This is a genomic window from Pseudomonas gorinensis (genome assembly GCF_042015035.1).
Taxonomy (GTDB): Bacteria; Pseudomonadota; Gammaproteobacteria; order Pseudomonadales; family Pseudomonadaceae; genus Aquipseudomonas; species Aquipseudomonas gorinensis.
Map to the genome: position 1 here is coordinate 6,355,637 of NZ_CP167125.1, position 18,972 is coordinate 6,374,608.

17 protein-coding genes are annotated in these 18,972 nt (G+C 58.5%); 13 read left to right on the plus strand and 4 right to left on the minus strand.

The genetic code is table 11. The features are described from left to right. The first annotated feature begins 18 nt into the window (after window positions 1–18). The 4 genes from AB7933_RS29075 to AB7933_RS29090 are packed head-to-tail and all read left to right on the plus strand — an operon-like array spanning window position 19 to window position 4,593. Window positions 19–1,035, plus strand: coding sequence for an ABC transporter ATP-binding protein (locus AB7933_RS29075; protein WP_024077469.1), 1,017 nt, complete (start codon window positions 19–21; stop codon window positions 1,033–1,035). After that, window positions 1,032–2,021 (plus strand): ABC transporter ATP-binding protein, encoded by a 990-nt coding sequence (locus tag AB7933_RS29080; protein ID WP_024077470.1) that lies wholly within the window; start codon window positions 1,032–1,034, stop codon window positions 2,019–2,021. Before AB7933_RS29075 ends, AB7933_RS29080 begins: the two co-directional genes overlap by 4 nt. Further along, complete coding sequence (locus AB7933_RS29085) at window positions 2,018–3,442, plus strand: M20 family metallopeptidase (protein ID WP_024077471.1); 1,425 nt, start codon at window positions 2,018–2,020, stop codon at window positions 3,440–3,442. The genes AB7933_RS29080 and AB7933_RS29085 overlap by 4 nt, the downstream gene beginning before the upstream one ends. Next, window positions 3,439–4,593, plus strand: a complete 1,155-nt coding sequence (locus AB7933_RS29090) for a M20 family metallopeptidase (RefSeq protein ID WP_024077472.1) — start codon at window positions 3,439–3,441, stop codon at window positions 4,591–4,593. The genes AB7933_RS29085 and AB7933_RS29090 overlap by 4 nt, the downstream gene beginning before the upstream one ends. Window positions 4,594–4,639: 46 nt before the next feature. On the opposite strand, the gene AB7933_RS29095 is transcribed toward AB7933_RS29090, so the two are convergent. From AB7933_RS29095 to AB7933_RS29105, 3 genes are all read right to left on the minus strand, one after another. Further along, entirely contained in the window at window positions 4,640–5,062 is a 423-nt protein-coding gene (locus tag AB7933_RS29095) for a hypothetical protein (protein ID WP_024077473.1), read from the minus strand. 53 nt (window positions 5,063–5,115) lie between these two features. Then, the gene (locus AB7933_RS29100; RefSeq protein ID WP_024077474.1) at window positions 5,116–5,568 is read right to left on the minus strand and encodes a hypothetical protein; all 453 of its coding nucleotides are present in this window, start codon (window positions 5,566–5,568) and stop codon (window positions 5,116–5,118) included. Window positions 5,569–5,705: 137 nt separating this feature from the next. Further along, window positions 5,706–6,722: a 1-aminocyclopropane-1-carboxylate deaminase gene (locus AB7933_RS29105; RefSeq protein WP_024077475.1), complete on the minus strand. Its 1,017-nt coding sequence runs from the start codon at window positions 6,720–6,722 to the stop codon at window positions 5,706–5,708. Window positions 6,723–6,923: 201 nt separating this feature from the next. On the opposite strand from AB7933_RS29105, the gene AB7933_RS29110 reads away from it, so the two are divergent. The 8 genes from AB7933_RS29110 to AB7933_RS29145 all read left to right on the plus strand — a co-directional run bounded on the left by AB7933_RS29110 (window position 6,924) and on the right by AB7933_RS29145 (window position 16,477). Continuing rightward, window positions 6,924–7,433: an Lrp/AsnC family transcriptional regulator gene (locus AB7933_RS29110; protein WP_024077477.1), complete on the plus strand. Its 510-nt coding sequence runs from the start codon at window positions 6,924–6,926 to the stop codon at window positions 7,431–7,433. A 724-nt stretch (window positions 7,434–8,157) separates the two neighbouring features. Further along, a complete protein-coding gene (locus AB7933_RS29115) occupies window positions 8,158–9,024 on the plus strand; it encodes a transporter (RefSeq protein WP_024077478.1) in 867 nt (288 codons plus the stop codon). A gap of 164 nt (window positions 9,025–9,188) precedes the next feature. Beyond that, on the plus strand, window positions 9,189–9,713 hold the full coding sequence (locus AB7933_RS29120) for a group I truncated hemoglobin (protein WP_024077479.1): 525 nt from the start codon (window positions 9,189–9,191) through the stop codon (window positions 9,711–9,713). A gap of 231 nt (window positions 9,714–9,944) precedes the next feature. Beyond that, on the plus strand, window positions 9,945–10,181 hold the full coding sequence (locus AB7933_RS29125) for a nucleotidyltransferase family protein (protein ID WP_093235754.1): 237 nt from the start codon (window positions 9,945–9,947) through the stop codon (window positions 10,179–10,181). Window positions 10,182–10,436: 255 nt separating this feature from the next. After that, complete coding sequence (locus AB7933_RS29130) at window positions 10,437–11,369, plus strand: chemotaxis protein CheV (RefSeq protein WP_024077482.1); 933 nt, start codon at window positions 10,437–10,439, stop codon at window positions 11,367–11,369. A 75-nt stretch (window positions 11,370–11,444) separates the two neighbouring features. Next, the gene (locus tag AB7933_RS29135) at window positions 11,445–12,596 is read left to right on the plus strand and encodes an HD-GYP domain-containing protein (protein ID WP_024077483.1); all 1,152 of its coding nucleotides are present in this window, start codon (window positions 11,445–11,447) and stop codon (window positions 12,594–12,596) included. A 131-nt stretch (window positions 12,597–12,727) separates the two neighbouring features. Further along, the gene (locus tag AB7933_RS29140; protein WP_024077484.1) at window positions 12,728–14,890 is read left to right on the plus strand and encodes a methyl-accepting chemotaxis protein; all 2,163 of its coding nucleotides are present in this window, start codon (window positions 12,728–12,730) and stop codon (window positions 14,888–14,890) included. Between the two features lie 147 nt (window positions 14,891–15,037). Next, the gene (locus tag AB7933_RS29145; protein ID WP_024077485.1) at window positions 15,038–16,477 is read left to right on the plus strand and encodes an ArnT family glycosyltransferase; all 1,440 of its coding nucleotides are present in this window, start codon (window positions 15,038–15,040) and stop codon (window positions 16,475–16,477) included. A gap of 15 nt (window positions 16,478–16,492) precedes the next feature. Here AB7933_RS29145 and AB7933_RS29150 read toward each other — a convergent pair whose 3' ends face one another. Further along, window positions 16,493–16,981 carry a TIGR00645 family protein gene (locus tag AB7933_RS29150; RefSeq protein ID WP_024077486.1) on the minus strand — a complete coding sequence of 163 codons (489 nt, stop codon included), beginning with the start codon at window positions 16,979–16,981 and terminating at the stop codon, window positions 16,493–16,495. Window positions 16,982–17,144: 163 nt separating this feature from the next. On the opposite strand from AB7933_RS29150, the gene AB7933_RS29155 reads away from it, so the two are divergent. Further along, window positions 17,145–18,968 carry a hypothetical protein gene (locus AB7933_RS29155; protein ID WP_024077487.1) on the plus strand — a complete coding sequence of 608 codons (1,824 nt, stop codon included), beginning with the start codon at window positions 17,145–17,147 and terminating at the stop codon, window positions 18,966–18,968. Window positions 18,969–18,972 lie beyond the last annotated feature (4 nt).

The window sequence follows — 18,972 nt, forward strand, 5'->3', positions numbered from 1 at the left end:
TGATAGAGGGTACCGAACATGGCACTACTCCATGTGGAAAACCTGCGCGTGGACATCCCCATGGGCAACAGCCCGACGCCGGATGACATGCTGCATGCCGTGCGCGGCCTGGATTTTGAAGTCGAGCGCGGTGAAATGCTGTGCATCGTCGGCGAATCCGGCTGCGGCAAATCCCTGACCTCGCTGGCGCTGATGGACCTGTTGCCACGCAAGGCAAAACGCACCGCGGCCCGGCTGACGCTGGACGGCATCGACATGCTCGGCCAGAGCGAGCGGCGCATGTGCGACCTGCGCGGTAACCGTCTGGCAATGATCTTCCAGGAGCCGATGACCTCGCTGAACCCGGCCTACAGCATTGGCGATCAGCTCAGCGAAGTGCTGACTCAGCATCGCAAGGTGTCACGCAAGGATGCCCTGGCTCGCGCCGCGCAGATGCTGGAGAAAGTCGGTATCAGCAATGCCACCGAGCGCTTGCGTCAGTATCCGCATCAGCTTTCCGGCGGGCTGCGCCAGCGGGTGATCATCGCCATGGCGTTGATGTGCGAACCGGACCTGATCATCGCTGATGAGCCCACCACGGCACTGGACGTGACCATTCAAGCGCAGATCCTGCGCTTGATCCGCGACATTCAGAAAGAACTCGGCCTGGCGGTGATTTTCATCACCCACGACCTTGGACTGGTAGCACGAATCGCCGATCGGGTCGCCGTGATGTATGCCGGGGAAATCGTCGAAACCGCCCCTGCCCTGCAACTGTTCGAGAACCCGCAGCATCCGTACACCCGGGGTCTGCTGGCCAGTATTCCAATCCCTGGCCGGACCAAACCGGGTGAGGCGCTGGGTTCGATTCCAGGCCTGGTGCCGAGCCTGGTCGGCGAACAGCAAGGGTGTGCGTTCCGCAATCGTTGCGGGCAAGCGATACCGGCCTGCGCGCAAAACATCCCCGAAGTCGAACAGGACGGGCACATGGCGCGTTGTCTGTTCGCCGCACCGGCCCCAGCACCGATTCGCCTTCAGGAGCGTGCAAGGTCATGAAAAAAGACATCGCTTTGGAGCTGTGCGACATCCGCCGCGAGTTTCGGATCAACCAGGGCTTTTTCAAACCCGCCGCGACCCTGAAGGCTGTCGATGGCGTTTCCCTGCGCCTGATGCGTGGCGAGACCCTCGGCCTGGTGGGCGAGTCCGGTTGCGGCAAAAGTACCCTGGCCAAGATGCTGCTCGGTCTGTTGCCGCCTACCAGCGGCGATGTGCTGGTCAATGGCAAACACCTGGCGGCGACGGATCGCAAGGAAATGTCCCGGCACATTCAGCCGATATTCCAGGACCCGTACTCCTCGCTGAACCCACGCAAGACCCTGCGCGAAATCGTGACCCTGCCGCTGATCGTGCATGACATCGGCAGCACCGTCGAGCGGCGCAAGAAGACCGAAGAGATGCTTGATGTGGTCGGCCTGCCCAAACGGGTGATCGACAGCTACCCGAGCCAGCTGTCCGGCGGGCAACGCCAGCGGGTGGCGATTGCACGGGCGCTGATCATGCGCCCTGACGTGTTGATCTGCGACGAACCCACCTCGGCGTTGGACGTTTCGGTGCAGGCGCAGATTCTCAATCTGCTGCAAGACCTCAAGCGCGAATTCGGCCTGACCTATCTGCTGATCAGCCATAACCTGGCGGTCATCGAACACCTCGCCGACCGGGTCGCGGTGATGTATCTGGGGCGCATCGTCGAAGAACGCACGCGCGAAGCGTTGTTCGCCAAACCCGGCCACCCTTATACCCGCGCCTTGCTGGATTCGGTGCTCACGCCCGATCCGCACCTGGGCATTCCCGACATCGGCCTGCACGGCACCTTCCCCAACCCCATGTCACCGCCGTCCGGCTGCGCCTTCCATCCGCGCTGCCCGAGCTGCTTCGCCCCCTGCAAAACGGCCTATCCGGCCAATGGTCCGCTTACCGGCGGCAACGTGCGTTGCCACCTTCACGACACGTCTGCCCAAACACTGGAGCTTGTCCACTCATGAGTCGTTCACTAGCCATCAGCAACACCACAGAGCAATTCGACAACGGCGATTTTTTCAATCTGCTCGAACGTAGCGTCGCCTTGCACACCGAAAGCCAGGCAGCGGACAGCCAGCCCGAGCTGTATCGCTACCTCAATGACTTCATCACCCCACATGTCGAGGCGATGGGCTTCAGCGTCAAGATCTATGACAACCCGGTGGCAGAGCGAGGCCCCTTCATGATCGCCACGCGCATTGAACATCCGGACCTGCCGACCGTGCTCAGCTACGGCCACGGTGATGTGGTGCGCGGCTATGAGGCGCAGTGGCGTGAAGGCCTGTCGCCGTGGCAAGTCACTGTCGAAGGCGATCGCTGGTACGGCCGCGGCACGGCAGATAACAAAGGCCAGCACTTGATCAACCTGACCGCGCTGGAGCAAACGCTCAAGGCTCGCGACGGCAAGCTGGGTTTCAACGTCAAACTGCTGCTGGAAATGGGCGAAGAAGAAGGCTCGCCGGGCTTGAATGCATTCTGTGCCGCGCACAGTAACGAGCTCGCCGCGGATATCTTCATCGCCTCGGACGGCCCGCGCCTGGCGGCATCACGACCGACGATTTTTCTTGGCTCGCGCGGGGTGTTCAACTTCGAACTGGTGGTCAATTTGCGCGAAGGCGCTCATCACTCTGGCAACTGGGGCGGGTTGCTGGCTAACCCTGGCATCATCCTGGCCAATGCCATCGCAAGCATGGTCGATGAACACGGCCGGGTGAAAGTTGCGGGCCTGATGCCCGAGACACTGCCGGAGCCGGTTCGGCAGGCACTGGCCGATATTAACGTCGGTGGCGGGCCGGGCGATCCGGAAATCGACGCCAACTGGGGTAACCCGGAGCTCTCGCTGAGCGAAAAGGTATTCGGCTGGAACACCCTCGACGTTATCGCCTTCAAGACCGGCAACCCTGACGCTCCCGTGCATGCAATCCCCGGCAAGGCCAACGCCCACTGCCATATCCGCTTCGTGGTGAACAGCGACTACACGACCTTTATCCCGGCTGTGCGCGCCCACCTGGATGCGCATGGCTTCAGCAATGTCGAGGTCAAGCAAAGCCGCATTGATGTGATGCATGCCACTCGGCTGGACCCGCAGAGCCCTTGGGTCAATTGGGCGCTCAGTTCCCTGGCACAAACCACCGGCAAAAAGCCTGCGCTGCTGCCAAACCTCGGTGGCTCGCTGCCCAACGACGTGTTCGCGGACGTGCTCGGCCTGCCAACATTGTGGGTGCCGCACTCGTACCCGGCCTGTTCACAACATGCGCCGAACGAGCACTTGCTGGCACCGGTGGTCAAGGAAAGCCTGCAAATCATGGCGGGTCTGTTCTGGGACCTGGGCAACGACGCAGCCCGCCTGACTCAGGAACATCAGTTACGGGAGCAGGCGCAATGAGCGCCACTCCACAACAGGCCCTGGACTGGCTCGCCGACCAGCGCCAAGCCATGGAAGCACTGCTGCAGCGTATCGTCGACACCGACTCCAACAGCTATGACAAGGCGGGCGTCGACGCCGTGGGCGCGCTGCTCGCGGCTGAACTGGAAGCCGACGGCATCCTGCTCAAGCGCATACCGGTCGATGGTTTTGGCGACGTGATACTCGCCGAAGTGCCAGGCGAACCGGGAAAACCGGTGCTGTTGCTCGGCCATCGCGACACGGTGTTCCCCAAAGGCACCACCACGACGCGCGGCTATAGTCGCGACGCCAACCTCGCCTATGGCCCCGGCGTCGCCGACATGAAAGGCGGCTTGGTGCTCAATTGCTTCGCCCTCATGGCACTCAAGCGCGCCGGCCGGTTGCCCTATCCGGTGCAGGTTCTGTACACCGGTGATGAAGAGATCGGTTCCGGCAGCGCCAGACCCCATATCGAAAACGCCGCCCGTGCCGCCCGCGCCGTACTCAATACCGAACCCGGCCGGGCCAGCGGCAACGTGGTCAAAGCACGCAAAGGCGGAGCCACGCTGATCATCGAAGTCAGCGGCCGCGCGGCGCATGCCGGGGTCAGCCATGCTGACGGAGCCAGCGCCATCGAAGCCCTGGCACGCAAGATCGTCAAGCTGCATGCCTTGACCGATTACCCGGCAGGCATCACCACTAACGTTGGCCTGATATCCGGTGGCACGTCCAGCAACACCGTCGCGCCCAGCGCCTGCGCCCGGCTGGACGTGCGCTTCATCGAACTCAAGCATTGGGATCAAATCTTCAGCGCAATCCAGGCCATCGTCGCCGAAGAAGAACTGATCGGCACCCGCGCCATCCTCAAGGAAGCGACGACTTTTCTACCGATGGAAGCCCATCACAGCGAACGGCTGCTGCACATCTACCAACAAAAAGCGCGTGCGCTGGGTTTCAGCGTCGAAGGCGAATTCACCGGCGGTTGCGCCGACTCCGGATTCACCGCCAGCCTGGGCATTCCAACCCTGTGTGGCCTCGGGCCGGTGGGTGGCAAGGTTCACACCGATCGTGAATATCTGGAGCTGGACACGCTGGTGCCTCGCGCGCAGGCGTTGGTGGCGACCATTCTGGCGGTCGGCGACAGCGTTTGAGGTCATGGGTTTCTACGCGTCACCGAGGCCAGGGTATCCGACAGGTTCACAGGCAGCTCCCGCCGCTGTCGGGTATCACTTCAAGGTGGCGCGAATGGCTTACTCGGGCGAGGCTTTTCACCTGTTCTACTGCGGCAATGACCGAACGTTCGGCCGCCCCGTCTGAAGCAATCGGGTAGACGCAGGGCTGACCAATGGAAAGGCCGTGCAATAAACGCTCATCCAGTTCACCGAGCACGACAAAACAGCAGTCACCCTTGGCCACTCGTACCTCAGCGAGCTGGCCAGGCACCGTGTTCACAGCATCGACATGGATCAGCGCCACATTGTCAAAACAGCTGAAACCCTGATGGATCAAATCAATATGATTGCTATCAAGCCCGCACGCGATGACCACGATACGTGTGCAATTTGAAGGCTCGCGCATCCACTTCAGGGCATGGGTACGACAATCGGCAGCTTGGCTCATAGGCGTTGCCTTTGTTTGGGGGGATTCAACAAGCGAATGGGGGCGGACACTGGCTAAATCACGCCGCGCGCCTGCAGCACGCTTTTCGCCAGACCGCGGGTCGCCGAAAGCACTTGTTCTACCTGTTGATCCATCGCTGCGGTGGATGAGGCTATCGTTCCCAGTTCGACGACGCGCAACGGGTGACCGTGCACGGACCCCAGCCAGGTCAAGCCAGGAACCGTGCCGACTTCGACATCCAGTAAAAAACTTCCGTGGGAGACGCCGCGCAACAGTTGGCTGGCATGGCACGTGTAGGCTCCAGCAGATTGCTCCGCCCGCAACCAGTCGACCATCAACGCCTCGGATTGCTTGACGGCCAGATAAGCCACCTGGTCCCAGTCATCTATCGCCACGTGCAGCTTGTCGATCATGTATTTGGGCAACGTAGCGCTGGTCACGATGACCACTCCGGCATCCGCCGAAGGTTCCTTGATCCAGACTGCGGATTGCGATATCGCATGCATGGCGGTACTCCCGGCAGTTTGGTAGGAGCAGCTTGCTCCGGTCGGCGATCCGACGATGAGGCCGTGACATTCAATATTGATGCCGACTCACCCACCGCTTCATGAGCAAGCGCCCTCCCACAGGTTATTGGCGTTAATCAGCCGTTGCGGAACAGGAAGCTGTAGGCGTTCAGCGCAGGTGCCCCACCCAGGTGCGCGTAAAGCACTTTCGAGCCTTCGGGGAACTCGCCACGGCGGACCATTTCGATCATCCCGTGCATGGATTTGCCTTCATACACTGGGTCGGTCAACACACCTTCAAGGCTGCCGCACAGGCGAATGGCTTCCAGCGTACCTTCGTTGGGCAAACCATATTCCGGGTAGGCGAAGCGTGTATCGAGCACCACGTCGTCTTCGGTGATCTCACGCCCCAGTTCCACCAGCTCGGCGGTGTGCCGGGCGATACGCAGGATCTGTGCCTTGGTCTTCTCGGGCTTGGCCGAGGCATCAATGCCGATAACGTTCTTCGAACGGCCGTCCGCGGCAAAACCGACGACCATGCCGGCCTGGGTACTGCCGGTCACGGAGCAGACCACGATGTAGTCGAACTTGAACCCCAGTTGTTTTTCCTGTTCCCGCACTTCCTCGGCAAAGCCGACGAACCCAAGCCCGCCGTAGGGATGTTCGGAACAACCCGCCGGTATCGGGAACGGCTTGCCACCCCGTTCCACCACGTCGTTCATGGCCTTCTCCCAACTGGGCCGAATACCGATGTCGAACCCTGCAGCGTCCAGTCGTACGTCAGCCCCCATGATGCGGGACATCTCGATATTGCCGACCCGGTCATACACGGCGTCGGAGTAGTTCACCCAGTTTTCCTGGACCAGCACACACTTCATACCGAGGTGGGCAGCGACAGCGGCGACCTGGCGGGTCTGGTTCGACTGGATCCCGCCGATGGACACCAAGGTGTCGCAGCCCTGTTCGAGCGCCTCGGGAATCAGGTATTCGAGCTTGCGCGTCTTGTTGCCGCCAAAGGCCAGGCCACTGTTGCAGTCTTCACGTTTGGCATACAACTCGACCTTACCGCCCAGGTGTTCGCTGAGGCGTTTCAAGGGCGTGATCGGAGAAGGACCGAAGGTCAGCGGATAACGTTTAAAACGATTCAGGTTCATGACTCTGCTCCTTGTTTATTGGACATCCAAGCGCCAGACCCAAAGGCAAAAAAGGCTGCGTTCCAGGTGCTTTCAGAGGGGCTTCGATGAGTTCAATATTAAGAACAAAGCCAAAAATATGTGTTGCAAGTTTCAATCCATTAAAGAAATATAAATCAACCAATACAACTTAAAACCTATTTTTACTGCGTAAAAATCCATATGAACGCAACAAATACCCACAAGAAACTCGGCACATCCGGCTCGGAGCCGCATCCGCTGGACCGGACCGACCGCGCCATTCTCAAGACCCTGCAGCGAGACGCCTCGATCTCCAATGTGGCACTCGCCGAGAAGGTCAAACTGAGCGCGCCGGCCTGCCTGCGACGAGTCGAACGCCTCAAGCAGGCGGGCCTGATCAAGGGCATTGTCGCGTTGCTGGACAATCAAGCGCTCGATGCAGGGATGGTGGTGTTGATCGGCGTGGTGCTGGACCGCTCGACACCGGAATCCTTCGCAGCTTTCGAAGCTGCGGCGCAAAAGGTGTCCGGCTGCATGGAATGCCATGTGGTGACGGGGGAATTCGACTACTTCATGTTGATACGAACCAAGGACAGCAACAGTTTCAACCGGCTCCACGCGGAGCAACTGCTTTACCTCCCCGGGGTTCGCCAGATTCGCTCGTTCATGGGGTTACGCCAGGTCTTGTCGACAACCCACATCCCCCTTTGAGGCTCAAATCAGCCCGATGCCAGGTTGTATCGACCCGCAAGGGCAGGCATTGATTTCGACAAACGCATTTGGACCCTCCCTCCAGAGCGCATGAAAAAGCATCGCCGTAATAACTACGCCATGGATGTTTGCGGGCGTTGACCTCTGTGGCCCGTGGCTACGACTTAGTTACGCCAACTCCCGCTGTTAAATACCGCCAACGCCCGTCCCCATTTCAGAGCAGAAACTCTCGCTGCTGCTGTGCGACGCACCCACGCGAATCGTGCACAAGCAGGTGTTTGTGCACTGTCTTTTCCAACCAAACGGTTGTCCTTTCGAACAAAGCGACGCTATTCCGTTCTGCCTAACTTTGACCTTACGGCATATCCAGCAAACTGCGCCGATGAGGTAGCCCATGCATCTTGAACAACAGCAAGTGACCGACGACTTCAGGTTGCTGCATATGCGCGACCTGGCACCTGAAGAGTTCGTTTCGTGGCTGATCGAGTGGGGGGCATGTGCACTTCGGGCTCGGCAGGCGAGTGCCGCAGGTAAACCTGAGCGTGTGCCTGATCCCAAAATAAAGTGTTCGAATACATCAACTTCCATCAGCAGACAGGGATGTTTCGCGACGCACTACCGGCACGAAGCTGAAAGTAACCTGCACCCACTTCATCACATTCAATAAGCCGCAGCCTGTGACCCGAAAAGTTCGCACAGCCGCCCTATGCAAAGGAACTCCATAATGAAAAAGGTACGTCTGCTGACACTCACCACTGTATTACCGGCACTTCAAGCACAAGCTATCGAAGTGGCTCCTGGAGACTACGAGCAATATCCGGTAGGTGCCACCATCGGCGTCATTTACTACCAACACTCCACGACAGACTCGGCGTATGCAAACGGTCACAAAGTCAGTTCGGACTTCAAACTGACCTCCGACGTCGGCATCCTGCGTTTGCTGCATGTGTACGGGTTGACCGACACCGTCACAATCGATCCGCAATTCCTGCTGCCATTCGGGCACGTTTCCAGCGGCGGAGATGCTTCAACGCTTGGCAATACGAATGGCGTTGGCGACCTAACGCTGGCAGCCCCGGTCAGGTTAAGACTCAACGACGCCCGTGACACTCTTAGCTTCACACCCTACCTGTTCGTACCCACTGGCAACTACGACAAAGACGATCCGCTGAACATCGGTGAGAACCGCTGGAAATTCGAACTACAAGGCGCTTACGTCAAACACTTCACTCAACAATGGGCCATTGACCTGGTTGGCGGAGCTACCTGGTATGGCGATAACAATGACTATGGCGCCAACGCAGACCGGCTCAAGCAGAAGGTTTCTTACGCTACACAGGTGATGGGGCGCTATATGCCCGATGCCACAACGGCGTTCGCCTTAGGCTTCGGGCATCTCTGGGGCGGGGAAACCCGCGTCGATCAAGTCAACCAGAATAACGAAATCGGAACCACAAACTTCCGTGTGACAGCAACTAAGTTCTTCACCGCTAAAGACCAAATCCAACTGCAACTGGGCAAGGACCTCTCCGTAGATAACGGGACCAAGGAAGACTTTCGAATGAACTTGCGTTACGCGCACGTTTTTTAAGCGCCTGTCCCTCTAGACCAAAGGGTTGGCGTTGCTAACCAAGCGTGTGCCCGACGGCAGACCTAACCTCGATACTTCGTAAGCCCTTGCAACTTTATCAACCGCGCCGAATCCGGCATTGAGCCAACAAGAATCGCCCTCACACGAAACGGAGAAATCGCATCATGACCGATCAGCAACCATCTATTGAACAACAACCCTCCCTCTATACACGTCTTGGTGGTTATGACGTTATTTATCAGTTCGCGGGCGCAGTTTTGAGGAAAACAATGGCACATCCTGTCATTGGCCACATTTGGGCGCATATGTCCGAGTCGACTTTCCAAAAGGAACATATCAACTTTGTCGACTTTCTTTCCCAACACTGGGGGGGCAGCGCCAAGTACCGCGGGAGAGACATGGTTACCGCCCATCGTGGCATGGGACTTACCGAGGAGCACTGGCAAGCCACGCTCGATTGTCTGGAGGAGTGCTACAACGACTACGACCTGGCGCCGGAGCTACGCAAGGAGGTCAACGACTTTTTGGTCAAGTTCAAACCCGCCGTGATCGGCAGCCCGTCCTATCGAGACGTGGTTCTCGCTCACCCTGAAATGGACCCGGCCAAGGGCATGAAAAGCGTTGGCGTTATCTGGCCCAAACACGGCAAGTCCGCTGAACAGGAAACCGTCCCCAAGTTGGAACAGTAAGCCTGCTCGGCCACATGAGCATCGATACCCCCTGGGGCGAAGCAGTCCTGCTCAACCAAGTGCCGCTCGGTCACTGGCGCCAGCTTAGGACCAGGCCCCGCAGCGGCGAGCCTCTCGAACAGTCAAATGATCAGAAAAAGACGTCCACGGGCGTCTTTTTTTGCCTGAAATCCAATAAATACGGGGGTTCAGGGCTACTGGGGCTTTTCAGATTTTTTGAGTTCCAGGCTGATGGCCGTGTTGAACGGGGCAATCTGCCGCGCCTCGTCGATGCGTAAGCCACTCGCAGCTCACGAAAGCCTTTCAATCCATTGTCTCGGTGCCCGTACGGCCGAAGACCTGCGCGAGATGGCCGCGCCGTGGCGGATGGAGGACCTGTTCAACCTCACGCTTCGGCTGACTCATCGATTCATCCAGGATAAGCAGGCGATTTTCCGCGAGCGGATCGCTTCTAAAGGCTGGCTCTAGCGCGGACTTTGTTGTGCCTCGCTTAACCCGACAGGCCGTGTAAAATTGTTTTTCTAAATCATTCTCAACAATAAAAATAGCAAGTTAGCCAACTAACTACTTTCAAACACTCGTCCAAATAGACAATCATTCCGTCCCCATCGCTTAAACAGCAAACCCACCCACAATTTTATTTTCACATATATTTTACATTCCCCTACATATGCTAATGTCATTACGACATCAACGCTGTTCAGCCAGGTTCAAGGAGTGTGTATGACCGGCGTATTGGCATCCGTTAACAGCCGCACCCAGCTGGTCGGTCAGAACCGACTTGAACTGCTGCTATTCCGTTTCAACAATCACCAGCTGTATGGGATCAACGTATTTAAAGTCCGGGAAGTTATACGCTGCCCGAAGTTATCATCGATACCAAAGTCTAATAGCAACATTTGTGGCGTCGCCAACATCCGAGGTGTCTGCATTCCTATTCTTGACCTGGCCATGGCCACTGGGTTGCCCGGCGTCGAGGATCAGGAAAGCGCTTTTATAATACTTACGGAGTACAACAACCGCGTTCAGGGTTTTCTGGTCTATGCGGTCGAGCACATCGTCAATTTGAACTGGGAAGACATCCATCCGCCCCCCAAGGGCAGCGGTGAGAACAATTACCTGACTGCCGTTACACGCACGGATGATCGCCTGGTCGAGATCATCGATGTGGAAAAGGTGCTGACAGAAATCTCGCCATCCTCCGAGGAAATCTCCAGCGGCGTGGTGGAACACGAGGTCAGCCAGCGGGCTAAGCACCTGCGGGTGCTGACCGTGGATGACTCGATGGTCGCGCGTAAGCAAGTGACCCGCTGCCTGGAGACCGTGGGCGTCGAGGTGGTGGCCTTGAACGATGGGCGCCAGGCGCTTGATTACCTGCGGGCCATGCTCGACGAGGGGCGCAAGCCGGAGGAGGAGTTCCTGATGATGATCTCCGACATCGAAATGCCAGAGATGGACGGTTACACCCTGACCGCTGAAATCCGCCACGACCCGCGCATGGCCAAGCTACACATCGTGCTGCACACATCACTCTCGGGCGGGTTCAACCAGGCGATGGTCAAGAAAGTCGGCGCCGATGACTTCCTCGCCAAGTTCCGCCCCGATGACTTGGCCGGCCGCGTGGTCTCACGAATCAAGGCGGCCACCCCGAACTGACGCTTTACGACAACAACACTCAAGCCAAGGAGGCTGTAGGGAAACGAATAAGAACAAAATGACAGAGGGCTAATCATGTTGAAATGCAATGAGCTCTACCACCTGACCACCGGCAGTGAAGAAAGACCGTTCTGGAAGGACCGCGCGAATGACGCTCAGCCTGATATCCAGTGCGCTATGGGCTGTGGCGCGCAACCTTCCGATCCGGGGCCGCAACCAGACTCAGGCCTGCCGCAAGAAACGCTGACCGCAGCGATTTCGACCACCCCCACCAGCATGAAAGACGAGCTGGCCGCCGCCCAGGAAATCTGTTCTCGGGCCAAGACCGCCGTTGTCGAGATGTTCAGCCACGCCCGCATGGGCCGCTCCCTGGAGCTCGAACAGGTCGGCGCGCTGGTCGACGACATTTCTGCTTCGATCGCACGCCACCCCAATGCCTTTATCAGCCTCGCACGCCTTAAAAGCATCGACGATTACACCTATATGCACTCGGTCGCCGTGTGTGCCCTGATGATTGCCCTGGGTAATCAATTGGCCCTGCCGGCGCCATTGATTCGCCGGGCGGGGCTGGCCGGGCTGCTGCACGACATCGGCAAAATGGCCATCCCGGGCGCCATCCTCAACAAGCCGGGGCGCTTGAGCGGCGACGAATTGCAGCTGGTTCGCACCCATCCGCTGGAAGGTGAGAAAACCCTGGTGGCGACAGCGCAGATGTGCGAAATGGTCGTGGACGTGTGCCTGCATCATCACGAAAAAGTCGACGGCACGGGCTACCCCCATCAACTGGCGGGAGAACAAATCAGTCTTTTTTCTCGAATGGCCGCGGTGTGTGACGTCTATGACGCGATCACCTCGGACCGTTCCTATAACCAGGGTTGGGACCCTGCGGTCGCCATCCAGCAAATGTCGACCTGGGACGGGCATTTCGATGATGAGGTATTCCGGGCATTCCTGAAGTCCGTGGGTATCTACCCCGTCGGCTCTATCGTGCAATTGAAAAGCGGCAGTATTGGCGTCGTCATCGAACAACATGCCGACTCATTATTGACGCCAAAAATAAAGTTATTCTTTCTTCCGGTTTTAAATATTTACATAACCCCCCGAATAATCGACTTGAGTGATCCGGCACAAACCGACCGAATCATTGCGCGGGTGCCCCCGCAGCGCTATGGCTTTAAAAATACCGAGCGTTTATGGCTCGACGATACCGCTCACGAACAGCACTGAACCAATAAGCTGTACCGCATATATCTATGCGTAAGCAGCCCATGATTAAGCGTTAAGCCTTGCGTGCAAAACAACACTCGAATACCGACATCCCATTATGTTGGTAACTACTAGCACGGGCAGGAAATACCATGAAATTCAACTCATTGCAGACGCGCATATGCTTCACCGCCGGACTCTGCCTGTTTATCTCGTGCGCGAGTCTGGTCTTATATGGGCTTTATTCCTCGAATGCCAACCAGGCCTATGTGGGCACTGAAGTTTCCGCATTGATTGAAAGCGCCACCATCCGTGAAGTGCAAAACCTCGCGGAGTCCCGCGCCAACGTCATTAAGGCAAAGTTGCAGAATGCCTTGAATGCCGCGCGCGCACTGGCTGATGTGCTGGGGGCCAGCAAGGCTGCACAAAGCCCGCTGACGCTGGGCCGGGATCAAATCAATACGATGCTACTGAGCGTGCTCAAGGACAACCCCGACTTCAACGGCACCTATTCGTGCTGGGAACCGGATGCGTTGGACGGCCAGGATCAGGCATTTCGTAACAACGAGGGCGGTAACAACCCGTTGACCGGCCGTTTCACTCCTTATTGGACGCGCAGTTCGGATGGCCACATTGCCGTGCAGCCACTGGTCGAGTATGACTCCGATGCCCGTCATCCCAACGGCGTGCCCAAGGGCGGCTGGTACTCGGGCCCTCGGGATACCCAGAGGGAAAGCGTGCTGGACCCGATCCCCTATGTGGTGCAAGGCAAGAATGTATGGCTGACAACCCTCTCGGTGCCGATTACCGCGAACGGCAAGTTTTACGGGGTGGTGGGTGCTGACTTCGATATCTCGTTCATCCAGAAACTCAGCGAGCAGATGTCCGCCGACCTGTATGGCGGCAACGGCTCCGTATCGATCCTGAGCCATCAAGGGTTGGTGGTGGCTGACAGTAAACGGCCGGAACTGATCGGCCAACCGCTGAAGACGCTGCTGCCCGACACTTGGGACAAGGTGCTGGCCAATGTGCAGAAAGGCCAGGGGGACAGCCGACTCAACCAGGACTCCCAGGAAATCGAAGTGCAGATGCCCATCACCCTGGGCCGCAGCGAAAAACCTTGGGCCATCCTGATCCACTTGCCCAAGGCAGTGGTCATGAGCCAGGCCATAGCCCTGGAAAAGGAACTGCAATCACGCGGCGTCAAGAGCAGCATCTGGCAGGTGTCGGTTGGCGTGGCCATTTCCCTGCTGGCGCTGCTTGCACTGTGGTTTGCCACTGCGAAAATCGTCGGGCCGATTCGTGAAGCCGCCGCCTTGGCCGCCAACATCAGCCTGGGGGACTTCTCGCGTCGTCTGGTGCAAAAATCCGAAGATGAAGTCGGCCAATTGTCCTTTGCCTTGAACGATATGTCGGAAAGCCTGCAACGCCAGGTGCGGGTGGCCGAACGCATCTCCGAAGGAGACCTGGACCTGGAAGTGCGCCTGTCCTCGCCCAACGACACCTTGGGCAAATCCCTGGAGAAAATGGTCGGCAACTTGAACGCCTTGATCTCCCAGGTGCAGGCCAGCGCCACGCAAATCACCGGCAGCTCGGCGCAGGTCACCGAATTGAGCCAGTCACTCTCCGACGGGGCCTCCAACTCGGCGTCATCCATCACCGAAATCAGTGCGGTCATGACCCAAATGGCAGCGCAGACCAGCGACAACGCCGCCAACGCCAAAAAGGCCGATGAGCAATCCCAGGCGTCGCGTGCCGACGCGGGGGAAAGTGACAAGCTGATGAGTGAATTGATTGCAGCCATGGCCGAGATCGACAATTCGGGCAAGGACATCACCGCCATCATCACCACCATCGACAACATCGCCGCCCAGACCAACCTGTTGGCCCTGAACGCTGCGATCGAGGCGGCACGCGCCGGGGAACTGGGCCGCGGTTTCGCCGTGGTCGCCGACGAGGTCAGGAGCCTGGCCGCCCGTAGCGCGGAAGCAGCCCAGCAAACAGCCGCGCTGATTGCCGACTCGTCGACCAAGACCCAGCGCGGCATGGTGATTGCCGGTCGTACCGCCGACTCGCTGAGGAACATTGTCAGCGGTACCAGTGCTGTCTCAAGCCTGGTGTCGCTGATCTACCAAGCCTCCAGCGAACAGGCGTCCGGTTTGCAACAGGCCAGTATCGGCCTGGAGCAGATCGATGAAGTCACCCAGCAGAACCAGGTCAATTCCCAGCAATGCGCGGTGGCTGCCAGGAACCTGTCAGAACGGGCCAACTCCATGCAGCAAGGGTTGAGCCGCTTTAAAGTCAAAGCCTCGTAGCACCTGCAACGGCGCCAGGGGGGCACTGTTCCCCTGGCCCGATACAAGAAACTCCGTCCCTATTCATGAAATATTAAGATTTGCCTCCCTATACTCACCGATTGCGCGCCGTTCCCCCGAACGGCCACTGCTCCGGTAGCCCGCCCCATGACGCGTCCCGTTCCTCTGCTACTCCTGCTGGCTGGTCTGTTGTTCTTCTTTGCGCTGGGTAACCATGAATTGCAAGGCTCCACCGAAGCCCGCGTCGCCGGGATCGCCATGGCCATGCATTTGGACAATGATTGGGTGGTGCCCCGACTGTTTCGCGAGCCCTTCCTGGAAAAACCACCCCTGAGCCTTTGGCTGGACGCCGGGGCGATTCGCCTGTTCGGCGGCACGCCTGGGGCGGTGCGCCTGGCGTCCGCGTTTGCCGGATTGTTCAGCGTGATGTTGCTCTATGGAATGCTGCGCAAGTTCGGGCGGCCGAAAACACTGGCGTTCTGCGCGGCGTTGATCCTGGCGACCATGGCCAGTTACTGGAGCAATGTGCGTGGGGTGGGTGAGGATGCCTTGCTCAGCCTGGGCGTGACCACCGCACTGCTGGCGTTCTACCAGGCGATGCGCCCCGAATCCGAGCGGCCAGGCTCCACAGCCTGGGCTTGGGCGTTGTTTACCGTTGGGATGGCAATCGCCACCCTGAGCAAAGGCGTGCTGGGCCTGGCGATGCCCGGCATTGTGATTTTTGTCTACCTGGCCAGCACCAGCCTGATGGACAAACGCCTGCGCATCGGTGATTGGCTCCGCCCGGCGCTGTTCACCTTGCTGGCATTGGTACCGTTGCTGATCTGGCTGGGCTTCCTGTTCCAGCGCGGCGGCATGCAGGCCGTGGGCGAAGTGCTGTGGACCAACAGCGTCGGGCGGTTCAGCGGCTCGTTCGTCGAAGCCGGGCACTACGAACCCTTCTACTACTACCTGGTGAAACTGCCGGAAGCGTTTTTGCCGTGGAATATCCTGGTGTACCTGGGCCTGTGGCACTTTCGTAAAAGCCTGGTGCGCAACCGTTACCGCCTGTTCTTCAGCGTGTGGCTGGTGGCGCAATTCACGCTGCTGACCCTGGCCTCAAGCAAACGCACGGTTTACCTGATGGCGTTGACGCCGGCCGCCGCGGTGCTGGCGGCGGAATATGCGCGAGTGCTGCTCGAATGGCTGAAGGCTAACAAGCCGGCGCTGTACCAACACCATCGGCGCGTGGTTGGCGGTGCCTTCACGTTGCTCATCGCCTGCTACCTGGGCGCTGCATTCTGGTACGCGCCCAAGGCTGACGAGCGCCAGTCATTCGTGCCGGTGATCAGTCAGATCCAGGCACTGCAAGCCGAGGGTAAAGAGGTGGTGTTGTTCCAGCCCAACGAGCGAATCGACGGGGCGAGTGTGTTCTACCTGCAGGCTTACTTGCCGATCCTGCAAACCGAGCCGCAGCTGCGCAGTTACCTGGCCGCCAAACCCGGCAACGTTGCGTTGCTGGATCGCACCGAGCAACTGAGCGGCAAGGTGACGGTGATCAAGGAGATGGCAATCAATCGCCAGCCTTACTACTTCATCGAGCAGTAAGGCCGGCACGGGGCATCAGTGCTTGGTGAGTTTGTCCAGGTAACCCATGGCAAACGCCGAGACCACGAAGGTCATGTGGATGATCACGTACCACATCAGGTGCTGCGGATCGACGTTCTTGGCGTCCATGAAGATGCGCAGCAAGTGGATGGAGGAAATCGCCACGATGGAAGCCGCCACTTTCATCTTCAGCGACGAAGAGTCCATGGTGCCCAACCAGTTGAGCTTTTCCTTGTTGTCATCGATATCCAGCTGCGAGACGAAGTTCTCGTAGCCGGAGATCATCACCATCACCAGCAAGCCGCCGACCAGGGCCATGTCGATCAACGACAGCAGCACCAGGATCAGTTCGGACTCGGCCATCGAGAACACGCTCGGCAGCAGGTGAATCACTTCCTGGAAGAATTTCAGCGCCAGCGCCAGCAACCCCAGGGACAAGCCGAAATAGATCGGCGCCAGCAGCCAACGCGAGGCGTACATAGCATTTTCGATAAAGCGTTCCATTGGTTCTCACACAGCTTGGCTAGAAATGGCGGCGAGTATACCAGCCGCCACCAAGCACCTGTAACCGCGAGAAAACTGACCTGGGCGGCATCTGTAAGAGAATTTTTCTGCTAGTGTCGAGCCCATCAACTCGGCTTCGATGATGTCGGACAGGAAAATTCAAATGATGGATGTGCGATCCCCTTTGGCCCGTTTTGGCCTGTGTGCGGCGTTGCTGATGATCGGCGGCTGCTCACCCAGTGATGAGCAGAAGCAGGCCACCCTCGAAGAGAAAACCGCAAAGTTCGAACAGTCGCTCGACAGTATCCAGGACCCCAAGCTGCGCGACGCCATCGCCGACCTCGGCGGCTCGCTGCTGTTGCTCGAACGGGCGCGCGCCAAGCTCGCCAGCAAGCCCATCGAGACCGAATACGGCGAAGACAGCCTCGCCCTGCTCAAGCACTACCCCACGCCCCAGGCCCTGGTCGACACCTATATCAACGGCTTGTTCGTGCTGCGCAAGACCTCCCACTCCGACTACCTGACCGATCTGCAGCCGATCTTCCCGTTCAATTTCAATACACCGGACCAGTTCCCGTTTCCTCACGGCCTGGAGTGGCAGTCCGTCACCTTGAGCAACAACAAAGTCATCCCGTTCCAGCCGGAATGGTCGGAGACCGATCCCGGCATCCAGTTGAGCCCCAGCAGTTCCAACCTGACCAACCCCGATGACCTGACGGTGACCTACCCGTTCATCGATGGCATCGAGACCGAAAACAAGAGCCAGCCGCAGCCCGTCCGCCTCAAGGGCACGGTGGAAGTGATCGCGCCGGGCAAGGTGTTGACGTTCGATTTGTCGAAGCAGGACGTGGGCCACAAGCGCACTGAAGGCAATATCACCGTCAACCTGATGTTGCTTGAGAAGAACTACGCCGAGATCGAACTGACCAACAGCGAACCGCTGGCGCCACAGGTCGGTGAGGATTCCCCCAACCCCTTGCTGGTGCAAGCACGTGACAGCACCGGGCAATTTCTCACCCGTTCCGGCTCGATCAATGAAAGCAACGCGCAGGTGGCCTTCTACGAGAAACAATTGGCGCAGATGCAAAAGCAGAAGGTCTGGTCGGATGCGTTTGAAAAGCAGCTGACCGAGGAGCAGAAAGCCTTCGAACACAAGCAGAGCAGTCATTACGCCAAGGTGTATTTCAATGGCCTGATCGACAACCTGCAAATCAACGTGCTGGATTTCTCCACCGCCACCGTCACCCGCAAGGACCTCGACCTGCCGGTACTGCGCTTCGACAAGAACAGCCTGCAACAAACCGTACAGGCCCTGCCGATGCCGGTCACCGTGTATGACGACGGCGCCGCCGCCTGGCTCAAAGGCGCGACGATGACCGAGGAGCAACTGAAAAACAGCGTCACCATCAGCCAGTCCGTCGACGACGCCAGTGCCGCGCATATCGTGTTCGATCACCCGTTCACCTTTAATGACGAACTGGTGGGCAACGAGCGCAATAGCAGCGAGTCGCCAGTGACGTTCTTCGCCGCCGATGAGAAAGGCGAACGTGGGGAGCCCATCGAGTTGCCGACCGAAGCGTATGAATTGAACCCGGCGCGCGGCACGCTCACCTACGACCTTAACCTGTTCCCGGAAAACCCGGCCTATGTGGTGGGTTCGATCCCGCTGTTCCTGGCAACGATCGAGAAAGGCGAGATCGATGTGACCAAGCTGCCCAAGGGCCTCTCTCTGAAGGACAACGCGCTGGTTGTCGACCAGAAAGAATTCCCCGCCGACAGCTGGCGTTTCTACGCCAAGGACGCCAGCGGCAATTACCTCAAGGAAATTCTCGGCGTGAGCCACCGCGCCGAGGAATACGGCACGGCGTTGTTCGATGTGCATTACTTCTATGGCCAGCCGACCGCACTGGAAAGCTATCAACGCACTGACCTGAGCACCGTGCAATACGGTTTCGAGGTCAAGCTGGACAAGCCCGAGGGCAAATGACCGA

Coding starts and splice junctions, on each gene's coding strand:
- AB7933_RS29145 (WP_024077485.1), top strand. CDS start 15,038: ATGACGCGTCCCGTTCCTCTGCTACTCCTGCTGGCTGGTCTGTTGTTC.
- AB7933_RS29150 (WP_024077486.1), bottom strand. CDS start 16,981: ATGGAACGCTTTATCGAAAATGCTATGTACGCCTCGCGTTGGCTGCTG.
- AB7933_RS29105 (WP_024077475.1), bottom strand. CDS start 6,722: ATGAACCTGAATCGTTTTAAACGTTATCCGCTGACCTTCGGTCCTTCT.
- AB7933_RS29090 (WP_024077472.1), top strand. CDS start 3,439: ATGAGCGCCACTCCACAACAGGCCCTGGACTGGCTCGCCGACCAGCGC.
- AB7933_RS29155 (WP_024077487.1), top strand. CDS start 17,145: ATGATGGATGTGCGATCCCCTTTGGCCCGTTTTGGCCTGTGTGCGGCG.
- AB7933_RS29075 (WP_024077469.1), top strand. CDS start 19: ATGGCACTACTCCATGTGGAAAACCTGCGCGTGGACATCCCCATGGGC.
- AB7933_RS29115 (WP_024077478.1), top strand. CDS start 8,158: ATGAAAAAGGTACGTCTGCTGACACTCACCACTGTATTACCGGCACTT.
- AB7933_RS29140 (WP_024077484.1), top strand. CDS start 12,728: ATGAAATTCAACTCATTGCAGACGCGCATATGCTTCACCGCCGGACTC.
- AB7933_RS29080 (WP_024077470.1), top strand. CDS start 1,032: ATGAAAAAAGACATCGCTTTGGAGCTGTGCGACATCCGCCGCGAGTTT.
- AB7933_RS29110 (WP_024077477.1), top strand. CDS start 6,924: ATGAACGCAACAAATACCCACAAGAAACTCGGCACATCCGGCTCGGAG.
- AB7933_RS29085 (WP_024077471.1), top strand. CDS start 2,018: ATGAGTCGTTCACTAGCCATCAGCAACACCACAGAGCAATTCGACAAC.
- AB7933_RS29120 (WP_024077479.1), top strand. CDS start 9,189: ATGACCGATCAGCAACCATCTATTGAACAACAACCCTCCCTCTATACA.
- AB7933_RS29100 (WP_024077474.1), bottom strand. CDS start 5,568: ATGCATGCGATATCGCAATCCGCAGTCTGGATCAAGGAACCTTCGGCG.
- AB7933_RS29135 (WP_024077483.1), top strand. CDS start 11,445: ATGTTGAAATGCAATGAGCTCTACCACCTGACCACCGGCAGTGAAGAA.
- AB7933_RS29130 (WP_024077482.1), top strand. CDS start 10,437: ATGACCGGCGTATTGGCATCCGTTAACAGCCGCACCCAGCTGGTCGGT.
- AB7933_RS29095 (WP_024077473.1), bottom strand. CDS start 5,062: ATGAGCCAAGCTGCCGATTGTCGTACCCATGCCCTGAAGTGGATGCGC.
- AB7933_RS29125 (WP_093235754.1), top strand. CDS start 9,945: ATGGCCGTGTTGAACGGGGCAATCTGCCGCGCCTCGTCGATGCGTAAG.